The sequence below is a fragment of the Pantoea stewartii genome, from assembly GCF_011044475.1.
In the GTDB taxonomy this organism is placed as follows: Bacteria; Pseudomonadota; Gammaproteobacteria; order Enterobacterales; family Enterobacteriaceae; genus Pantoea; species Pantoea stewartii.
Window position 1 is genome coordinate 2326688 of the sequence record NZ_CP049115.1, and the last position, 19276, is coordinate 2345963.

At 53.0% G+C, this 19276-nt stretch carries 18 protein-coding genes; 6 read left to right on the forward strand and 12 right to left on the reverse strand.

Going from position 1 to position 19276, the window contains the following annotated elements; translation table 11 throughout:
* Positions 1 to 36: 36 nt before the first annotated feature.
* A complete protein-coding gene (locus tag G5574_RS11030) occupies positions 37 to 486 on the forward strand; it encodes a DUF441 domain-containing protein (RefSeq protein WP_039341815.1) in 450 nt (149 codons plus the stop codon).
* A 100-nt stretch (positions 487 to 586) separates the two neighbouring features.
* On the forward strand, positions 587 to 1117 hold the full coding sequence (gene ppa, locus G5574_RS11035; protein ID WP_006118350.1) for an inorganic diphosphatase: 531 nt from the start codon (positions 587 to 589) through the stop codon (positions 1115 to 1117).
* A 167-nt stretch (positions 1118 to 1284) separates the two neighbouring features.
* Here ppa and G5574_RS11040 read toward each other — a convergent pair whose 3' ends face one another.
* The 4 genes from G5574_RS11040 to tamA all read right to left on the reverse strand — a co-directional run bounded on the left by G5574_RS11040 (position 1285) and on the right by tamA (position 8905).
* Complete coding sequence (locus tag G5574_RS11040; protein ID WP_244964631.1) at positions 1285 to 2739, reverse strand: glucosyltransferase domain-containing protein; 1455 nt, start codon at positions 2737 to 2739, stop codon at positions 1285 to 1287.
* 327 nt (positions 2740 to 3066) lie between these two features.
* A complete protein-coding gene (locus tag G5574_RS11045; RefSeq protein WP_058708626.1) occupies positions 3067 to 3423 on the reverse strand; it encodes a gamma-glutamylcyclotransferase family protein in 357 nt (118 codons plus the stop codon).
* Positions 3424 to 3425: 2 nt separating this feature from the next.
* Positions 3426 to 7193: an autotransporter assembly complex protein TamB gene (gene tamB / locus G5574_RS11050; protein WP_164482617.1), complete on the reverse strand. Its 3768-nt coding sequence runs from the start codon at positions 7191 to 7193 to the stop codon at positions 3426 to 3428.
* Positions 7190 to 8905: an autotransporter assembly complex protein TamA gene (tamA, locus tag G5574_RS11055; protein ID WP_172677636.1), complete on the reverse strand. Its 1716-nt coding sequence runs from the start codon at positions 8903 to 8905 to the stop codon at positions 7190 to 7192. The genes tamB and tamA overlap by 4 nt, the downstream gene beginning before the upstream one ends.
* Positions 8906 to 9418: 513 nt before the next feature.
* Here tamA and paeA point away from each other — a divergent pair.
* Positions 9419 to 10738, forward strand: a complete 1320-nt coding sequence (gene paeA, locus G5574_RS11060; protein WP_033740022.1) for a polyamine export protein PaeA — start codon at positions 9419 to 9421, stop codon at positions 10736 to 10738.
* A gap of 32 nt (positions 10739 to 10770) precedes the next feature.
* On the opposite strand, the gene G5574_RS11065 is transcribed toward paeA, so the two are convergent.
* The gene (locus tag G5574_RS11065; RefSeq protein WP_003855513.1) at positions 10771 to 10977 is read right to left on the reverse strand and encodes a DUF1107 domain-containing protein; all 207 of its coding nucleotides are present in this window, start codon (positions 10975 to 10977) and stop codon (positions 10771 to 10773) included.
* Positions 10978 to 11290: 313 nt separating this feature from the next.
* Between G5574_RS11065 and G5574_RS11070 the strand changes: the two genes are divergently transcribed.
* A complete protein-coding gene (locus G5574_RS11070; RefSeq protein WP_164482618.1) occupies positions 11291 to 11854 on the forward strand; it encodes a YtfJ family protein in 564 nt (187 codons plus the stop codon).
* 37 nt (positions 11855 to 11891) lie between these two features.
* On the opposite strand, the gene cysQ is transcribed toward G5574_RS11070, so the two are convergent.
* The gene (cysQ, locus tag G5574_RS11075; RefSeq protein ID WP_033740024.1) at positions 11892 to 12635 is read right to left on the reverse strand and encodes a 3'(2'),5'-bisphosphate nucleotidase CysQ; all 744 of its coding nucleotides are present in this window, start codon (positions 12633 to 12635) and stop codon (positions 11892 to 11894) included.
* Between the two features lie 294 nt (positions 12636 to 12929).
* Between cysQ and G5574_RS11080 the strand changes: the two genes are divergently transcribed.
* Complete coding sequence (locus G5574_RS11080; protein ID WP_033740025.1) at positions 12930 to 14870, forward strand: bifunctional 2',3'-cyclic-nucleotide 2'-phosphodiesterase/3'-nucleotidase; 1941 nt, start codon at positions 12930 to 12932, stop codon at positions 14868 to 14870.
* Positions 14871 to 14904: 34 nt separating this feature from the next.
* Here G5574_RS11080 and bamJ read toward each other — a convergent pair whose 3' ends face one another.
* The gene (gene bamJ, locus G5574_RS11085; RefSeq protein WP_006118358.1) at positions 14905 to 15525 is read right to left on the reverse strand and encodes a BamJ family beta-barrel-assembly machinery protein; all 621 of its coding nucleotides are present in this window, start codon (positions 15523 to 15525) and stop codon (positions 14905 to 14907) included.
* A gap of 220 nt (positions 15526 to 15745) precedes the next feature.
* On the opposite strand from bamJ, the gene G5574_RS11090 reads away from it, so the two are divergent.
* Complete coding sequence (locus G5574_RS11090) at positions 15746 to 16411, forward strand: OapA family protein (RefSeq protein WP_158281346.1); 666 nt, start codon at positions 15746 to 15748, stop codon at positions 16409 to 16411.
* Positions 16412 to 16790: 379 nt separating this feature from the next.
* On the opposite strand, the gene rplI is transcribed toward G5574_RS11090, so the two are convergent.
* The 5 genes from rplI to yjfP all read right to left on the reverse strand — a co-directional run bounded on the left by rplI (position 16791) and on the right by yjfP (position 19242).
* Complete coding sequence (gene rplI, locus G5574_RS11095) at positions 16791 to 17240, reverse strand: 50S ribosomal protein L9 (protein ID WP_006120926.1); 450 nt, start codon at positions 17238 to 17240, stop codon at positions 16791 to 16793.
* A 39-nt stretch (positions 17241 to 17279) separates the two neighbouring features.
* Positions 17280 to 17507, reverse strand: a complete 228-nt coding sequence (gene rpsR / locus G5574_RS11100) for a 30S ribosomal protein S18 (protein ID WP_000135199.1) — start codon at positions 17505 to 17507, stop codon at positions 17280 to 17282.
* Positions 17508 to 17511: 4 nt separating this feature from the next.
* A complete protein-coding gene (gene priB, locus G5574_RS11105) occupies positions 17512 to 17829 on the reverse strand; it encodes a primosomal replication protein N (protein WP_006120927.1) in 318 nt (105 codons plus the stop codon).
* Between the two features lie 6 nt (positions 17830 to 17835).
* On the reverse strand, positions 17836 to 18231 hold the full coding sequence (gene rpsF, locus G5574_RS11110) for a 30S ribosomal protein S6 (RefSeq protein ID WP_006120928.1): 396 nt from the start codon (positions 18229 to 18231) through the stop codon (positions 17836 to 17838).
* Between the two features lie 261 nt (positions 18232 to 18492).
* A complete protein-coding gene (yjfP, locus tag G5574_RS11115; protein ID WP_006120929.1) occupies positions 18493 to 19242 on the reverse strand; it encodes an esterase in 750 nt (249 codons plus the stop codon).
* Positions 19243 to 19276 lie beyond the last annotated feature (34 nt).

Genomic DNA, 19276 nt, shown 5'->3' on the forward strand with positions numbered 1-19276 from the left:
GTCATAACTGTCTTCATTCATTTTCAGGGAAAAACTATGGTTGCTTACGCCTCCACGCTGATCTTGATCTGCCTTGCTGTACTGAGTTACTTCGTCCACAACACTGCCGTGACCCTGTCCATTCTGATCCTGCTGATCATCAAAATGACACCGCTGTCGCAATTCTTTCCTTATGTGGAAAAACAGGGCATTACAGTGGGCATTATTATCCTTACCGTAGCCGTAATGGCCCCGCTGGCCAGTGGTTCGCTGCCTGCGTCATCCCTGCTGAAATCCTTTGCCAACTGGCAGTCGATTGTCGCGATTTTGGTAGGCATTTTCGTGGCCTGGCTGGGCGGGCGCGGCGTGAGTTTTATGAGTGTACAGCCTTCCGTCATTGGCGGATTGCTGATAGGAACAGTAATCGGCGTGGCGTTTTTCCGTGGCGTTCCGGTAGGGCCACTGATTGCTGCGGGCATTGTATCCCTGTTTGTCACGGCCAAATAGCGTTGAGGAGCATTCTGAAACGCCAAAAAGGGGGCGTACTTTCACAGTCAGTTGGCTATAATAGCCGACACTCAACATACGACGACTGAAGGAATACCCGATGAGTTTGAACCAGGTGCCAGCAGGTAAAGACCTGCCAGAAGATATCTACGTAATTATTGAGATCCCGGCGAATGCCGATCCGATCAAATATGAAGTTGATAAAGATTCTGGAGCCCTGTTTGTGGATCGCTTTATGTCTACGGCAATGTTCTATCCATGCAACTATGGTTACATCAACAATACGCTGTCGCTGGATGGTGACCCGGTAGACGTACTGGTTCCAACACCGTACCCACTGGAGCCCGGCTCAGTGATCCGCTGCCGTCCGGTTGGCGTGTTAAAAATGACCGACGAGTCTGGCGAAGATGCCAAACTGGTTGCTGTCCCGCACACCAAACTCACCAAAGAGTACGATCACATCAAAGATGTGAACGACCTGCCAGAACTGCTGCGTGCGCAGATCACCCACTTCTTTGAGCACTACAAAGATCTGGAAAAAGGCAAATGGGTTAAGGTTGACGGCTGGGATAACGCCGAAGCAGCCAAAGCCGAGATCGTCTCGTCTTTTGAGCGTGCGGCGAAGAAGTAATGCCACTTGTGCTGTGAAATAAAACTGAAGTTGCAGCACAGGATACGCGCTAAATCTGTTGATATAAACAGGCCCAGCAATGGGCCTGTTTTTTTGTCTCAAAACTAATAAATTACAGCAAGCTCTTATACATTAGTGCTGGCAACCCTTTAGCGTAAAGTCGACGGTCAGTCGGTCAGTCGGTCATGGTACTTATATAAATCATAATCCTGATTATGTGCAATGCGCTCTCCGTGACACAGCGCCATAACCAAATCTTCATTGCTCACAGTAATATTGTCCTGAATAGGATTTTTAGCCTGAAAGCCCCTTATCGCCATGTAAGGAAATGGAAACCACCAGTTAGCGAAATATTCAGGAATCAGCGCGCTGAGAACCGGATAGTTATTTAGGGAATTAAGATATACTGGGGAACGCGGCGAGGCCCCATAAAACTGCATATAGAGGGAGCCAACGGATAATGCATTGGTGTCCTGTTTTAACCGTTGTGTGATTGCGGCATTAATCTCATCTTGCTGATGAATGGCATTCCCATAGACATATATACCTGTAAAGGCATAGAGCAAAGGAATTGCGATAACCATGTTTACGAATGACCATTTTCCTTTCATCGCCCACGCCAGTAATGTTGCACTGAACAACATAAACCCACTCACTGCCAGCATGACCCGAGGTGCAAGTAATGGATTTTGTAAAATGAGCAGGCTACCGGGAATCATCAGGAATGCAGCGAAAGGTAAAAACAGCGCTATAACTGCAACAATAATCCTGGCTGGATTACGTTGTTGCTTTATATAACGCGAAGCGATTATCGCTGCGGAGACCACTGACGCACTCAGGACAACCATGAGCACAGCCATTCCTTTACCATCTTTATAAAAGGTGGCATTAACGAAGTGCCAGTATGCGAGCGCATTATTGCAAGCGGTGAGCCACAATTGCTCAAAGGCTATAGCCGGATGATTAGCTGCGTACTCACCTGAAAAAGTCAATGGTAAAACAATTTTGAGGTAAACAGCTGAGGCGACGATAAACTCTGCGCTTCGCAGTATAAGCCCACGAATGATCTCTGTTGCAGGGGCATTGTTGACCATCTGTCCAAAGACGATCACGAACACCATCATCACAGCAATGTTTGCCGCAATCTGATAGAGGCTAAAGATGGCAACGATAGCCAGTACAGCCAATAAGAACTGTATCCATGTTTTCTGCACAGGGAATAAAATCCATGCGATGCTCAACACCAGCGCGCAACCTATAGTGAGCACGTCAAAACGATAGGAAAAGATTTCAGCAAGATAAGGGTTAGCAAAAAAACTCAGCGCGGCTAAAGCACCGACCCAGGTTTTGAGTGACGTAAAGTGGCGGCGATGATAGTGCGCTAATACCACTGCGATAAGCACACTTGTGATGATCAGCGGTAAAGGAAAAATGTCTGAAACGTGAGAACTAAGAAATAATATTTTCATTAGCAGGTCAGCTAAAGGCCTCCCATCCCGGCCCCAAAGCGCGTTTCCTGTAATGGCTCTTCCGTTGTCATCAATGTAAAAAGTATTGGCAAGCAACAACGGTAATGAAAATAAAAAAACTGCGATAAGATAAATATTGATTGTTTTTTTCATTGCTTTTCACTTTGGTAAAGTTTTGCTGGCGTCGTGATAATGGCACCATTATGCGATTTTCTCGCATGCGTACAGACTCGCAAGCGTCATGTGGGCGCGATTATCAATGTATATTTCTTTTTCGCAAACCGCTTTTTTATAACTAACCCCGCGGATGTACGATTACGCTGTTAAAGTGAATGATCGGAAAATTACCGCTATCAGGTTGGCGCAGGAAGAAACAGAGAGGGCTTTAAGCCACTTTAGTGCATGGATAAAAGGGCACATAACAATCATGAACCCTTTTACCTGAGAAGCATTTAGCCTGATACACGCAACCGCAACGTATTAGTGGCTTTCCTGCTCCTCATCACGCTTCAGCCAGTCTCCACTCTGGATACGCTGGCGACCCGCGACCGAACGCTGATAGACATAAAGCCAAGCACTACCAAACGGCGTCTGAATCAGATGGCGTTTGTACTCACCACCTTTGGTCCGAAGCGCATCTAACTCGGCGAGAATGGAGGCATCAATTCGGTAGACTTCGCAATATACCGTTCCTTCGCCCGTGATCACGCCAGGATAGTGACCCAGACTGTAGAGTTCATAACCCTCAATCTGGTGATCACCCAACCATTGCGCATGTGTCATCCAGTGACTGTTTCCCTGTTTGCGCCGTAAACTGCCATAGACAATTATTCGCATTACTAAAACTCAAACTGATAGAGCAAATCAAGAGCCTGATCCACACCGGACACGGCTTCCAAATAGAGTTTGGGCATCAGTCGGTAACGTAAGGTTAACGTTGCCAGTGAATCAAAGATGCCAACCCCGTATTTTACTTGTAGACCCGGCAACACATAGCCACTGACCTGTACCTGCTGACTGTCGCCAACGCCGGTCGTATCAAGGGCAAGATTACTGACACCGAATGTCTCGCCGATTTTACCCACAACCTGCCCACTTTGTGCAACCCCTAAGCCGACTAACGCTGACGTTAACGCGTTACTGTCGCCGTCGCTATTCAGCCCCTGACCGCGTAACAGGTAAGAAAGGGCCTCCTGCTGTGACATCGCCGGATCGGAGAACACTTCCACTTTCGGCTCATCCGCCAGCCCCGTAACGCGCAATCCTGCCGTTACGCCATCCTCGGTCGCATCCGGATTACGAATCGCTTCCAGGTTGAGATAAGGCTGGTCTGGCGGGCCCGCAAACTGCAACTCGCCTTTACGCACGATCAAGTCCTGACCGTAAGCATGGAAACGGCCGGATGGAATATTGATCTGTCCGTTGAGTCCCAGTCCTGATTTATCCTGGACCATTTTCAGATCGCCATTCAGACGGGCTTTCAGTCCAAAGGCCGACAGACGCACGTCGTTTCCAACATGAATGGTCAGGTTACTGTTAATCGGTATTGAGGCCGTTTTAGGCGCAATCGGTTTAAGGTTTTTATCCAGCATAACTTCATCAGACGATACGCCGACTGCGCTCTCAGGAACCTCCTGTACCGTGATACGTGCCCAGGGAATATCGACGCGCCCGTCAAGATTAAAGGCGGCTGGCGTGGCTTCAAATACCACATCCGGCGACACATCCATGCGCACCATTGGCGGCACCGTGACACGGACCCGGCTGCCTTTGGCGGCTACGCGCGCACGCCAGTTATCCAGTTGGCTCCAGTCCGCATCGCCGCTCAGGTTGATATTGCCCTGTGCGGTCTGTAGCAGGCCATTCAGCGTCGAACTCATGCCGTTAAACACCATGTTCAGACTGGCACTGGTCAGATCCACCGGCATGAAGTTGCCTTTCACATTCACATCTTTCAGACCCAGTTGCCCAAAAAGCTGCGGCTGCTGTACTGTGCCGCCCAGGCGCAGATCGCTGTTCAGCAGGCCTTTGATGCTCTCGCCCTGCATTAAGGCGGGATTGATCATCGCCAGCGAGATATTGCGGATATTCACATTGCCACCCAGCTCACGGCGCTGTTGCGGATCGGTAATCTGCACATTGCCATCCAGTTGGCCGTTATTGACGAGGCGAATCAGCCAGTCGAGCTGTGCACGTCCGTCCCGCAGTGCCGCATTGACATTAATTGTGTTAAACGCGATGGGCAGCGTATTGCCCTGCACATCCTGCGCGACTTTCACGTTATTACTCTTCAGCGCCAGCGTGCCGACGGGCAGTTTGCCATCCGCCGTCCAGTTAACGCGGGCATCGCCGCTGAACACGCCGCTCAGTTGGGTCTGGTCAGTCAGGAAGGGTTTTAGCATCGCCAGATCGAAGCGGTTTAATACCACATGAGCGTGACCGCTGGGGCCGGCTTCAATCGGTTCTGGCACACAAAGCTGCGCGTTGGGGTTTTGCCAGCAGTGCGGGCCGATTGACGCAGTCTGCTTCTGATTAACATAGTCGATCGCCATAGCGCGCGTCAGACGCCATTCCCCGACGGGCGTATTAAAACGCGTATTGTTCAGGCTGCCTTTCCATGTCTCCGTCTGGCGGTCAAAGCTACCGTTCAGCGCGAGCTGACCCGATACCGGCTCGCCCTGCACGTTAAGTTTAAGCTGATGCTGCTTTTCGTCGCCATCAGCATTGAGCGTCAACAGATTAATGTTAAGCGCATCCTGCTTCAGTTGTTCAACGCGCAACTGCAGCTTACCGGCGATCTGGTCGCTGGAGCGTACATCGCTTTTCAGCGTTACGCGCCGGACCAGCAGTTGCTGCCAACGTAAGCCAGTGGCCGTCAGATCCGCCAGCAGCTGAGGGGCTTTCAGCGATCCGCGGGCTTTGATATCCCCTTTGACCACACCGCCCAGCCCCGGCAATGCGTTATCAAGATGGGGGGCATCCACGTTGGCATCCAGGTTCAGCGTTTCGCCCAGACTGCCTTTGATATCCAGATGATTGCGGCCCAGCGCAATCTTAATACCCGGAATATCCCACTGGTTGTAGCTGTTGCCCCGTAATGTTCCGTCCGCACTGACCGCGTTCTGTTTGACGTTACCCTTCAACATCAGTTGCGGCACACTCAGCTGCCAGCTGCCGCCATACAGGCTGCCGCGCGTAGTGATTTTACCCTCCAGTCTGGCTGGCCAGTCCGGATACTGGCGGGCGGTATTGATGCCCGCCAGCGTCAGTTCACTGCGCCAGCTGATGGCTTTGCTCCAGTCCACCAGCGCCGTCAGATCGATAGTGCCCTGTAACGCTGCCACACGCAGCTTGTCCAGGCTGAACTGTTCACTATTCCCTTTACCGTCCAGCGTAATCGTGGCAGGCGGCACCGCTTCGCCTTTCACCGCCGTGCGCAGCGACATCACGTAGTCGGTCGCCTTGCCTTTGAACTGATAGTCGAGATTGTCCGCCTGGTACTGAACCGCTCCGGTGAGCGGCCAGCGCAGTTGCGGACTGGTCAGGGTTAATGCCAGCGGAAGACCGGCAACAGCAGGCTGAGCGCGGGCATCCAGCTGCGCCCTGACCGGGCCAGAGAGGTTGAGCGCCAGCTTCAGCTCGTCACGCATCGCGCCCTGTAAGGTCAGACTCAGCTTTTCCCCTTTAACCGGATCAACATTCACATCGCCATTCAGGGCAAAATCAACGGGCCAGTTGTCTGCGAGCGTGGCCTGGCCGCTGCCGTTGAGCCTGCCGAGGTTTGAGTCCACGTCCAGCGTTTGCAGTTGTATATGGCGGTCAAGCGTTTTGGCCTTCACACGCAGCTGATTCACAACGATATCGGTATCGCCGGTAATGCGGAGCTGTTCGCCCACGATGTCCTGAACATCGATATCCAGCGGTAACTGGAAGTCCGGCAGTGTCGGTAGCAGGGGTTTGGCAAACATCGCCTGCAGCGTTTCGCCCAGCGGCTTCTCGTTTGGCTGCGGCTGCTGTACTTTCGGATCGACCACCTGCTCCTTCGCGACCGCTGCCGCTTTAGGCAGCGCAATTAACAGGCTTTGAATGTGGGTAGGATTCAGCGTTAACGCCCGCGCCTGCCAGTGTAATCCGGTGGAAAAATCCACCAGCGAAATCGCGGTATCATCGACTTTCACACTGATGTTATGCAGCCCGACGTGGCGCAGGCTGATGGGGTACGGCGTACTGAGATTGGTCGCGCTGTTATCGTCTTCGGGTGCCGCCGCCGACGGCGTCATCTTTTTACTGTCGACGACCACACTGATATCTTTTAGCGTCAGATCATCGACGCAGACCGACGAGTGCAGCAGGCAATTGAGATTTACCGCCAGATGGATATTGCCCGCGTTAACGCTGACGCCCGGCATGTCGTAACGCAGACCGCTGAGCGTAAGATTACGCCAGCCGCCATCCACTTTGTTGATGGATAATCCCGGTACCCAGCGCGACGCGCCGTTTAACACTAAATGCAGGCCCGGCGTCGTACCAATCAAAAATGCCACGCCAGCCAACAACAAGACCAAAAAAATCAGAAAGCCAGTCAGGACCTTTTTCCAGCGCTTCATAGTTCAGGCCCCAATCCTACGTAAAATTGCAAACCGTGCTCCTCCCTGTCGCCAATGGGACGCGCAATATCAAACTTAATGGGCCCCACAGGCGATGCCCAGCGCACGCCGATACCGGCACCGGTTTTAATATCGCTTTGGCTGATATCATTGACGGCCTCACCGGCGTCAACAAACACCGCACCCCACCATTTTCCGCTGACGTTGTACTGGTATTCCAGTGAACCGGTGGCCATTTTTGAGGCTCCGGTCAGTTTGCCATCACTGTCACGCGGCGAGACGTTTTTGTACTTATAGCCACGAATACTGCGGTCCCCCCCGGCGAAGAAGCGCAGATCCGGCGGCACCTTATCGAAGTCGTTGGTTTCAATCCATCCCACCGTGCCGCGTGCAATAAAGCGGTTCTTTTCGCCCAGCGTACGAATCCAGACGTTTTGCGCCTGCAGGATCAGGAAATCGACATCCGATCCCCAGGTGGTATCGGACACATCGACAGAATAACGCTGCGAGTCGCCCCAGGTCGGCATCAGGCCACCGCGTGAGCGCGTGCGGTTCAGACTGACGCCGGGATAAAGCAACATCGTGGTATTGGTGACATTCCCCTGGGTAAAGTGGTCAAGGCTCCAGCGCAGATTGACGGCCCTTTGCCAGCCACTGCTGCTGTCCCAGTTACGCGATACTGCCAGCGTGCTGGTATCCGCTTTGGTGTCGTTCAGATCGGTGCGTTTGAGCCCGCCTGAAAAAGTGTAGTACTGCTCCAGCGGGCTTTTGAGTAACGGAACTTTGTAGCTGAGATCCACCTGCTGCTCAGGCGCAGAAATATAGGCACTGGCCATCATGCTGTGGCCACGGTCGTTAACCCAGGGCTTTCTCCAGGTGCCTTTCAGACGCGGCCCGACATCCGTCGAATACCCGACACCGGCTTCAACAATATTTTTTGCCCGAGGGGAAACGGCCGCATTTAACGGCAGGACTTTGGTTTTGCGTCCCTCTTTAAATTCCGGCGCGACGACCACCGACTGGAACCACCCCGTCGCCGACAGGCGGCGATTCAGTTCAGCCAAATCACGGGAACTGTAATAGTCGCCCTTTTTAAACGGCACCAGATTTTGCAAATAGGCGTCACGGATCTGTGAGCCCTGGAAGGTGACATCGCCGAAGCGGTAACGCGGTCCGCTATTGTAGTCGATATCCCAAAAGGCTTCGTGGCGCGCCACGGAAACGCCTAACTGACTTTTTTCAAATTCGCCATCGAAATAGCCGTTGCGCAGCGCCAGGTTGGTAAAGCCACTTTTGAATTTATCGTACTGACCATGATTAAGGATTGTGCCAACTTTAGGGCGGCCCTGGGCGATCCAGTTTTTATAGTCTGCATCGTTTTTTGCCTGACCGGTGACAATGATCGTACTACCGGCAATCTTTACCGGCTGGCCAGGCGTCACGCGCGCGATGAGCACCGGACGGCCACCTTGCGCAGGGGCAGGGCGTGATTCAAAGTCGATATCAGGCTCATAGTAGCCGAGCGCGCGAAGCCCTTCTTTGATAGCGGCCGATACGCGCGCGCGGAAACGGCCATCGTTGGTGACTTCGTCGCTGCTGATGGTCGACAGGCGTGCCCTGACGTTTTTTTGCAGTTCGCCGGTCAGCCCTTCAAGCTGTAGTCGAACCGGTGCCGCCCCAAAGGCGGGCGCGACGAGCAATAAGCCCGCCATGCAATAAACATAAAATCGTGGCACCTGTACTCCTGTCTCTCATGCCCGCCCCATTCCGCAGGGCGCGTGTTAATCCTTGTTGCCGTCACAATCGCAACGGCAACTTACTCATCATAGCCGCACTTTTTGCCAAAGGGCAGTCTGTAACGCGTTCTAAGTCAAATTGCGCATTATTGTCGGTAAAACGGACGCACGATACAACGACCTTGTTGTCCAGACAGGCCGCACGCCAGTAGACCGCTCTCCTGCATTACACATGCATCCTGAGCTGAAAACCTCATTATAAGCCACTGTTTGCCCTCTGGCGGCGGCCTCCTCGCTGCTGCTATAATCACCCACCGCAGGCATCCCGCCTGTCTTCATTTCTGCCCCTTTCCCCTTACAACCTTGTCGAACGGGCGCAGACATTTTTGGCACGGATAGCTCCTCTGCGTCGTACGTACAGGGAATAAGCGCCTCAACCGCACGCTGCCCAGGCCAAAAATGACAAGTGGATAACTCTTTGGATTACTTATGCTTGATAGCTTACTTGTCATTCTGCTACTGATCGTAATCAGTGCTTTTTTTTCTCTCTCCGAAATCTCGCTGGCTGCCGCCCGCAAGATTAAGCTGAAACTGCTGGCTGACGAAGGCAACGTTAACGCTCAGCGGGTGTTGAAGATGCAGGAAACGCCCGGCATGTTCTTCACCGTGGTGCAAATTGGCCTGAACGCCGTCGCTATTTTGGGTGGTATCGTCGGTGATGCGGCCTTTTCCCCGGCATTTTCCGCCCTCTTCAATCGCTTTATGTCTCACGAACTGGCCGAACAGCTCAGTTTTATCTGCTCATTCACCATCGTCACCAGCCTGTTTATTCTGTTCGCCGACTTAACCCCAAAACGGGTAGGCATGATCGCGCCAGAAACCATTGCCCTGCGGATTATCAATCCCATGCGCTTTTGTTTACTGGTTATGCGGCCGCTGGTCTGGCTGTTTAACGGCCTGGCCAACGTCTTTTTTCGCGTCTTTAAGCTGCCGATGGTACGCAAAGACGATATCACGTCCGACGATATCTACGCGGTTGTGGAAGCCGGTGCGCTGGCTGGCGTGCTGCGTAAGCAGGAACACGAACTGATTGAGAACGTGTTTGAGCTGGAATCACGCACCGTGCCCTCCTCCATGACGTCACGTGAAAATATCGTCTGGTTTGATCTGCACGAAGACGAAGTCAGCCTGAAAACAAAAATCGCTGAACATCCTCACTCGAAATTCCTGGTCTGTAATGGGGACATCGACCACATCGTTGGCTATGTCGATTCGAAAGAGCTGCTGCTGCGCGTACTGGGCAATCAGAGCATGGCGCTGAACAGCGGCGTGCAGATTCGTTCCGCGCTGATTGTTCCGGATACGCTGACGTTGTCTGAGGCGCTGGAAAGCTTTAAAACGGCGGGCGACGACTTCGCGGTCATCATGAACGAATATGCGCTGGTGGTCGGTATCATTACGCTGAATGATGTGATGACGACGCTGATGGGCGACCTGGTGGGTCAGGGCATGGAAGAACAGATTGTTGCGCGCGATGAAAACTCCTGGCTGGTGGAAGGCGGGACGCCGATTGATGATGTTATGCGCGTGCTGGATATCGATGATTTTCCGCAGTCGGGTAACTACGAAACGATTGGCGGCTTTATGATGTATATGCTGCGTAAAATCCCGAAACGTACCGACTTTGTGAAATTTGCGGGCTACAAGTTTGAAGTGGTCGATATCGACAGTTACCGCATTGATCAGCTGCTGGTGACACGGATTGATGAACGACCGCCGATGCTGAACGTGACGAAAAGCGAAGAATAGAAACACTCAGGGCGCCATCGGCGCCCTGTTTTTTAGTTAAACTCTAGCTTGAGACGAACGACCTGGCGGTTAATTTCTGACATCACGCTCAGGTGCTGTTTGTCTTTGACCCGGGGGATCAGGACTTTACCTTTATCAAACTCAAACGCGCCCACATCCTTGATGTACAACCTTCCTTTAAACAGCGTCTTAACATATTTTGCTATCTGTAGCGGATTATAGCGCTGGAAGATTTTCATACTTCTTAACTCCTTAATTTTTAAGCACGCTTCGCCGTTGCCAAATTCGGTACGGGTCCACCATGAAGCGCGAATGCGAGATAAACTATAGAACACTCTGCTTACTTCGCACGACCAGAAATAACTTTTTTTACCGTGCTGACAGAACATTACAGAATACTCTGTTATTTACTTTTCACTATTCAGTATAAACCTTCGTTCGTTACAGAATTGTGTGGTTGATAACAAAGCTGACAGCTTTTTGAGACAGCCGCATCATCCCTGCTTACTATTACAGTTGGATGACTAACTGGTCTGATCACTGGAGAAAATAATGAGGCGTATTACTCTGGCCGCACTGGCCTTGTCACTGCTGCTTCCTGTAAGTGCGTTGGCCCACAATCTTGAGACGGGAAAACGCGTGCCGCCCGTGGGCGTCAATGACAAAGGCGAGTTGATCCTGGCGCAGGAAAAATTCAGTTATCAAGACTGGAACAGCGCGCAACTGAACGGAAAAGTACGTGTCATACAGCACATTGCAGGCCGCTCATCGGCTAAAGAGATGAATGCAGCGTTGGTTGAGGCCATCAAGTCAGCGAAACTGCCGCACGATCGCTATCAGACCACGACGATTGTGAACACCGATGATGCCATTCCCGGCACCAGCCTGTTTGTTCGCAGCAGCATTCAGAGTAATAAAAAGCAGTATCCGTGGTCGCAGTTTATCGTCGACAGCAAGGGCAATGTGCAGCACGCCTGGCAGTTGCAGCAAGGCGGATCGACCATTGTGGTGCTGGATAAAAACGGTCAGGTGAAATATGTCAAAGACGGGGCACTGACGCAGCAGGAAGTCAAAGAAGTCATTACGTTGTTAAAAACGCTGTTAAAAGCATCCTGACAGGTGAAGTCGGGAGGCGAGTGCCTCCCGTCTGACGTCAGAACAGCGATACACGGAAGCCCGGATTCAGGAAAGATTCACGCGGCGCATAATCCAGCGTTCTTCCCTGCCAGTCGTGGACGTGAGCACCTGCCGCGACAGCAACGGCATGACCCGCGCCGGTATCCCAGATATTGGTGGGTCCAAAGCGCGGATAAAGCTGGGCCTTACCTTCAGCGACCAGGCAAAATTTTAACGATGAGCCGGTTGCCACCGTCTGATGTTCCCCTAGCTGCTTCAGATACTCTTTCATCTCATCATCATCGTTGTGGGAACGACTCACCACCACCAGCGGTGGACGTGCATCCAGAACGTGAATCGGCTGCTTTTCTCCGCCCTCTTCCTTCCAGGCTTTACCTTCTGCTGCCGAGTACATCACGCCCAGCGCGGGCGCGTACACCACGCCCATGATCGGTTTGCCCTGCTCGATCAACGCAATATTGACCGTAAACTCACCATTGCGTTTGATAAACTCTTTGGTGCCGTCAAGCGGATCCACCAGCCAGTAGCGCTGCCAGTGCTGACGGACTTCCCAACCGGGCGGATCTTCCTCTGACAACACCGGAATATCCGGTGTCAGCTGTTTCAGGCCCTTAACAATCACATCATGCGCGGCCAGATCGGCTGCTGTGACGGGCGAATCGTCTGCTTTATGCGAAACATCAGCGGGAACCGAACCGTTATAGACCTGCATAATCGCGTCGCCTGCTTCACGCGCCAGTTGGCTTATTTGCTCTAACATTTGTCACCTCATGTATGCGAATGCTACGCGTTAACTGTTATGCCTGTTGGGGTACATTTTAGCAGTTTCATGCTCGCCCCTGGTTTCAGGTAAACATTTTGAATCCTTTTTCAGCTATATCAACACAATAGCCCACAATGGCAAAGACCTCTTTTCACGCCGGCCTCTGCACTGATGTGACTGAAGCGGCACCAGTCAGGCTCAAAACGTTATTTGCATCACGTTTTAATCTGCCCTTTCATCAGCCTTTTACATTACTTTTGTAGCCTTGATCTTTTAACGTTGGGAGTGAACATGGTTAAGGCGGGAATGATGTTACTGGCACTGAGCGTTTCAGTTGCAGCACAGGGAGCCACCGTGGATTTACGCGTGCTGGAAACGACCGATCTGCACAGCAATATGATGGACTTCGACTATTACAAAGATACGCCCACAGAAAAATATGGTCTGGTGCGCACTGCGTCCCTGATCCATGCCGCGCGTCAGGAAGTCACGAACAGCGTGCTGGTGGACAATGGCGATCTGATTCAGGGTAGCCCGTTAGGCGACTATATGGCTGCGAAAGGGCTCAAACAGGGTGAAGTCCATCCCGTCTATAAGGCGATGAATACGCTGGATTACAGCGCGGGCACGCTGGGCAATCATGAATTCAATTATGGTCTGCCCTATCTGCAAAAAGCCCTGGCGGGCGCGCATTTTCCTTACGTCAATGCCAACGTCATCGATCTGAAGAGCGGTAAGCCACTGTTTACGCCTTATCTGATTAAACCCACCACAGTGACCGATCGCGACGGCAACACGCAGACGGTGAACATCGGCTATATCGGCTTTGTCCCGCCGCAGATTATGGTGTGGGATAAAGGCAACCTGCAGGGCAAAGTGCGGGTGGACGATATTACAGAAACCGCCCGGCGCTACGTGCCCGAAATGCGCGCTAAAGGAGCGGACGTGGTTGTCGTATTAGCCCATTCAGGGTTAAGCAGCGAGCCGTATCAGGCGATGGCAGAAAACTCGGTTTATTACCTCAGCGAAGTTCCGGGCATCAGTGCCATTATGTTTGGTCATGCGCATGCCGTATTCCCGGGGAAAGAGTTTGCGGGGATCAAAGGTGCAGACATTGAGAAAGGAACATTAAACGGTGTGCCTGCGGTCATGCCCGGCATGTGGGGCGATCATCTTGGTGTGGTGGATCTGGTGCTGAGCAAGGAAGGCGATCACTGGCAGGTGACAAGCGGTACCGCGCAGGCGCGTCCGATCTACGATATCGCGCATAAAACTGCGCTGGCTGCTGAAGATCCTGCACTGGTTAAGGTTCTGAAAGACGATCATGATGCTACCCGCACCTTTGTCGCCCAGCCTATCGGAAAATCTGCGGATGTGATGTACAGCTATCTGTCGCTGGTGCAGGACGATCCTACTGTGCAAATTGTGAATAACGCCCAGCGCGCCTACGTCGAGCATTTTATCCAGGGCGATCCCGATCTGGCGCACTTGCCGGTACTGTCTGCCGCCGCGCCGTTTAAAGCCGGGGGACGTAAAAACGATCCTGCCAGCTATGTGGAAGTTGAGAAAGGCAACCTGACCTTCCGCAACGCAGCCGATCTCTATCTGTATCCGAATACGCTGGTGGTGATGAAAGTCAGCGGCGAGCAGGTGAAAGACTGGCTGGAGTGCTCTGCGGGTCAGTTTAACCAAATCGATCCGACCAGTCGCCGCACACAGCCGCTGATCAACTGGAATTTCCGCACCTATAACTTCGATGTGATTGACGGCGTGAGCTATCAGATTGATGTCACACAACCCGCCCGTTACGACGAAGAGTGCAACCTGATCCATCCGGACGCGTCACGCATTAAAGATCTTCGCTGGCAGGGAAAACCCATCGATCTTAAGGCGACCTTCCTGGTAGCAACCAATAACTACCGGGCCTACGCGGGCAAGTTTGCCGGAACGGGCGACAAATACATTGCCTTTGCCTCGCCTGATGAAAACCGCGCGATTCTGGCGGCGTATATCAGTGCCGAAACCAAAAAGCACGGTGAAGTGCGCCCACAGGCGGATAATAACTGGCGACTGGCTGCAATACCTGCCGCGCAGCCTCTTGATATTCGCTTTGAAACCGCACCCGGCGATAAAGCCACACACTTTATTCAGCAGCATGCGCAATATCCCATGAAGGCGACAGGGAATGACGAGACGGGATTCGCTCTCTGGCAGGTAAACTTACAGCAGTAGAGGGGTAAGGGCGGCATCGCACCGCCCTTTATCCTTACAGGATTTCCAGCAGCTCAACTTCAAAAATCAGGGTGCTGAATGGCGGGATGGACGCGCCCGCTCCACGCTCGCCGTAGGCGAGGTTGTGGGGAATCACCAGTTCCCACTTCGAGCCAACCGGCATCAGCGTCAGCGCTTCGATCCAGCCCGCAATCACGCCGGTGACCGGGAATTCCGCCGGCTCGCCACGTGCAACAGAGCTGTCAAACACCGTGCCGTCGATCAGTTTACCGGTGTAATGCACGCGTACGCGGTCCTGGCGCGAAGGAATCGGGCCTTCGCCCTGCGTAATCACGCTGAACTGTAAACCTGACTCGGTGCTGCTGACGCCTTCACGCTGAGCATGGTCCTGCAGGAAAGCCTGGCCTTCTGCGGCCATGGCTTCCACGCGCTCACGACGCACGCTTTCCGCACGCTCATGTACTTCACGCAGGGCGCGATGTACCACATCGACAGGCACCGCAGGTGAGTTCCCTTCCAGCGCGTCGCGCAGGCCCGCGAGCAGTGCTTCTGGCTGCAGCCCCTGCAGACCAGATTCCAGCAGCTGCTGGCCAACCTGTAAACCAATACCGTAACTTGCTTGTGCTTCGACGCTGTCGAAAGAAGGGGTAGTCATCTTCGTTCCTTTCACTCTCGGATATAGTAAGACGGGCAGCATAACAGCGCAGGCCGCTGGCGTAAAATCCGCAGCGCTACAGATGACTTTTGTCGGCGAAAGAGAAACAATACGCAGGTCAAATTTACCAATGCTGGCAGGCACTTCGCGTCCACATTGCCCATACTGTATAAGTGACAAGTTCCCCCTTGTCAGTGGCACTATAAGAAAGAGAGAGAATATGGGCCAGATAGCCCCTCGTCGCCGCAGGACGCATGCACTGCGTATTTTAACCCGGTTACAGAACTTACTGCCGCAACGAACGCGGTCGCAAGGTGCCGGAGCGGAGGAACCCGATATGACTTCAGACGTCCCGTCTCGCCTGCCCAACTGGCTGTATCGCCTCTGGCATTTTACAGACGATATTCGCTGGATGGACCCGCTCCCGGCTTTCCACCGTCGGGGGATCGTCATTGCCGTCATCATACTGCTGCTGGCCTTTCTCTGGCCCTCCAGTACGCCGCAGTATCCGGTCGAACGGCCTGTGACACCTTCGGCCGAAAAAGACGTGCCGATGCAGGCGGATATCTACGATAACAAACCGTCTCGCTCCTCTGCACAATCCGAACCGAAGGCGGACACGCAGGGTGACTGGCACAGCTATCAGATTGCCGCCGGACAAACGCTGGCACAGCTGTTCCGCGACAATAATCTGCCGGTCAATGATGTGTTTGCCATGGCACGCGTTGAGGGCAACGATCAGCCGCTCAGTACGCTGAAGCAGGGGCAGCAGGTGAAGATCCGTCGGGATGCGAATGGCGTCGTTACAGGCTTAACGCTGGAGGGCGCTAACGGTCCTGTCCTGTTTACCCGCCAGCCGGACGGCAGCTTTTTACGTGTAGAATAAGTCCTCCCCGGTGGCGGTCCGTCACCGGTTGCGCCCTTCATGGCCGTCATTTTATTTGCCCGCCCGGTTTCCGGGCAGACCAACCGCAACGCAAGCGGATAGCCGCGTCAGCACAGATGACGGAGCGTGGTCGCTGATGTCGCGTCGTCACCCTGATGCGCTGAGGGTTTAGCCGCACATATCATCGTCACCTTTTAATCGGCAAACAGCGCGTTGATCGCATGAGGATCGGGTTGTCCGGTACGCCTTTATGTGATGGCGAAGATGCGGGTGCCGGTGAAGAGGGATGGGGCCGGGCAGAAAAAGAAAGGGTGTTAACGACTGAAAACAAAAACGCCGACACAAGTGTCGGCGTTCAGGTGCGGCAGGCTAATAAAAATTAACCTGCAACCACGTTCACGATCAGTTTCGCGAATACTTCGCTGTGAACCTGGAAGTCCACTTCGTGCTCACCGGTGGTGCGCAGAACGCCGTTCGGTAAACGAACTTCGCTCTTAGCAACGTCAACGCCAGCTGCAGTAACAGCGTCAGCGATGTCGCGGGTACCGATGGAACCGAACAGTTTACCTTCATCGCCTGCTTTAGACGTGATGGTAACAGTGCCCAGTGCGTTGATTTTTTCTGCGCGCGCGTTAGATGCTGCCAGAACGTCAGCCAGTTTGGCTTCCAGTTCTGCACGGCGTGCTTCGAAGAATTCAACGTTTTTCTTGGTAGCAGGAACAGCTTTACCCTGTGGAACCAGGAAGTTACGAGCGTAGCCCGCTTTAACGTTAACCTGATCACCCAGGCTGCCCAGGTTTGCTACTTTATCAAGCAGAATAACTTGCATTACCTTATCCTCTTAAAGTCGTTAATGGACAGTTGCCGATTACTGATGACGATCAGTGTACGGCAGCAGAGACAGGTAACGCGCGCGCTTGATAGCACGAGCCAGCTGACGCTGGTATTTTGCGCGAGTACCAGTGATACGGCTTGGTACAATCTTGCCGCTTTCAGTGATGTAGTTTTTCAGCGTTGCGATATCTTTATAATCGATCTCTTGAACGCCTTCCGCGGTGAAACGGCAGAACTTGCGACGACGGAAATAACGTGCCATTTGGCTAGTCTCCAGAATCTATCAATTCAATCTGCTCGGCATGTAACACCATTTTACTCTGACCATTTCGCGCCTGATGGCAGCTAATAAAGCCTTCGAGAATGAGTTGCGTGCCGACCGTTATATGTTGAGTAATCACCTGATGGGCGCTGCCGCTAAGAATAACAGGCATTCGACACCAGGCTTGCCGGTGAAATCCGGCTTCCATCTGCACCGAGTTGTGCTCAAGCACGAACTGACAGTGCGGAATTCCTGACGGGCTAATTTTTCGAACTGGCGTCTTACACACGGTGCCAGACAGGCGCAGCCGATTAACCGTCACGATGGATTACTCTTCAGAATCCCCAGCATCTGAGTCATCAGCGGATTCGTTAGCAAAATCTTCGCGGCGCTCACGACGCTCGTCTTTCGCTTTAACCATCGGTGATGCTTCAGTTACCGCGTTTTTAACGCGCATAACCATGCTGCGGATAACGGCGTCGTTGAAGCGGAAGTTCGTTTCCAGCTCGTCAATCACTTCCTGCGGCGCTTCTACGTTCATCAGAACATAGTGTGCTTTGTGCAGTTTGTTGATTGGGTAAGCCAGCTGACGGCGGCCCCAGTCTTCCAGACGGTGGATCGTGCCTTCTGCACCAGTGATAGCACCAGTGTAACGCTCGATCATGCCAGGAACCTGTTCGCTCTGGTCAGGATGAACCATAAATACGATTTCGTAATGACGCATCGAAATTGCTCCTTACGGATTATTCAGCCTCCTGTCAGGGTCAGCTGCGGCCCACGGAAGCAAGGAACGTTATAGGTTGTGAATCACCGAAATGACACACACCTCTGAATGCAGCTGAAAAATTGACGCGTAATCATACTGGCGTGGGCGGACAAACTCAAGCGGGGATTTCATTTAAATCGGCGGGAGACCGCCCCGCTCCCGCGCTTATGTGTGAAAAGCAAGCAAGGGCCAAAGTAAGAGGGCGGTTTCGTTAACGGATCAGAGTTGACGCTTAAAAAAGCTGACCAGCGCGGTCAGACCTGACGGCGTAATTTTGTGTCCGATATGCGTTTCGGACAGCGTGGTCAGATGGGCATCAAGCCCCTTTTCGCGTAATGCCCGATCCAGGCGCTGAGTTTCAGCAAAAGGCACCACTTCATCGGCATCACCGTGCCACAACAAAAGTGGCCGGTTCGCCAGGTTCTGCAGCCGGGCTGAAGGATCATAGTCTGCCAGCGATGCCATACGTGCTGTGAACTGGGCTTTCTGTTCTTCATTCGTTACCACCACAGGCGGAAACAACGTATGACTGAGCTGCATAAAGTAGCCTGACCCCATCATGCAGGCAACGCTGTGGATGTGTGAATAGCGCGCCATAATCCCCAGCGCCGTCATGCCTCCCATTGAGGCGCCAGCAACGGCAAAGCGCGCATCGGCAATCAGATCGTCGGCACGTAAGGCGGCCTCGATAGCCGGAAATTCATCAATGTTCTGTTTGAGGATGTCCCAGAAATGGCGCAACCGCGTCTCGGCATCACCGTTATAACGCGCACCATGCATGTCGGCATCGGGCATAACGGCACGGAAGCCTGCCTGCGCCAGCGCAACGGCAAAGTAAGCGTACACCTCTTTGGATGAGGTAAACCCGTGATAAAAAACGAGGGTGGGTAAACGCTGGCGACGCTGACCCGCAGGCGCAGCATGCAGGCACTCGATTCCTGCAAACCTTTCCGTGGTGAGCTCAATCATTTTTTCTCCTCTCCGACGACAAATTGAGACGACA

Coding starts and splice junctions, on each gene's coding strand:
- G5574_RS11030 (WP_039341815.1), top strand. CDS start 37: ATGGTTGCTTACGCCTCCACGCTGATCTTGATCTGCCTTGCTGTACTG.
- ppa (WP_006118350.1), top strand. CDS start 587: ATGAGTTTGAACCAGGTGCCAGCAGGTAAAGACCTGCCAGAAGATATC.
- G5574_RS11040 (WP_244964631.1), bottom strand. CDS start 2,739: ATGAAAAAAACAATCAATATTTATCTTATCGCAGTTTTTTTATTTTCA.
- G5574_RS11045 (WP_058708626.1), bottom strand. CDS start 3,423: ATGCGAATAATTGTCTATGGCAGTTTACGGCGCAAACAGGGAAACAGT.
- tamB (WP_164482617.1), bottom strand. CDS start 7,193: ATGAAGCGCTGGAAAAAGGTCCTGACTGGCTTTCTGATTTTTTTGGTC.
- tamA (WP_172677636.1), bottom strand. CDS start 8,905: ATGGCGGGCTTATTGCTCGTCGCGCCCGCCTTTGGGGCGGCACCGGTT.
- paeA (WP_033740022.1), top strand. CDS start 9,419: ATGCTTGATAGCTTACTTGTCATTCTGCTACTGATCGTAATCAGTGCT.
- G5574_RS11065 (WP_003855513.1), bottom strand. CDS start 10,977: ATGAAAATCTTCCAGCGCTATAATCCGCTACAGATAGCAAAATATGTT.
- G5574_RS11070 (WP_164482618.1), top strand. CDS start 11,291: ATGAGGCGTATTACTCTGGCCGCACTGGCCTTGTCACTGCTGCTTCCT.
- cysQ (WP_033740024.1), bottom strand. CDS start 12,635: ATGTTAGAGCAAATAAGCCAACTGGCGCGTGAAGCAGGCGACGCGATT.
- G5574_RS11080 (WP_033740025.1), top strand. CDS start 12,930: ATGGTTAAGGCGGGAATGATGTTACTGGCACTGAGCGTTTCAGTTGCA.
- bamJ (WP_006118358.1), bottom strand. CDS start 15,525: ATGACTACCCCTTCTTTCGACAGCGTCGAAGCACAAGCAAGTTACGGT.
- G5574_RS11090 (WP_158281346.1), top strand. CDS start 15,746: ATGGGCCAGATAGCCCCTCGTCGCCGCAGGACGCATGCACTGCGTATT.
- rplI (WP_006120926.1), bottom strand. CDS start 17,240: ATGCAAGTTATTCTGCTTGATAAAGTAGCAAACCTGGGCAGCCTGGGT.
- rpsR (WP_000135199.1), bottom strand. CDS start 17,507: ATGGCACGTTATTTCCGTCGTCGCAAGTTCTGCCGTTTCACCGCGGAA.
- rpsF (WP_006120928.1), bottom strand. CDS start 18,231: ATGCGTCATTACGAAATCGTATTTATGGTTCATCCTGACCAGAGCGAA.
- yjfP (WP_006120929.1), bottom strand. CDS start 19,242: ATGATTGAGCTCACCACGGAAAGGTTTGCAGGAATCGAGTGCCTGCAT.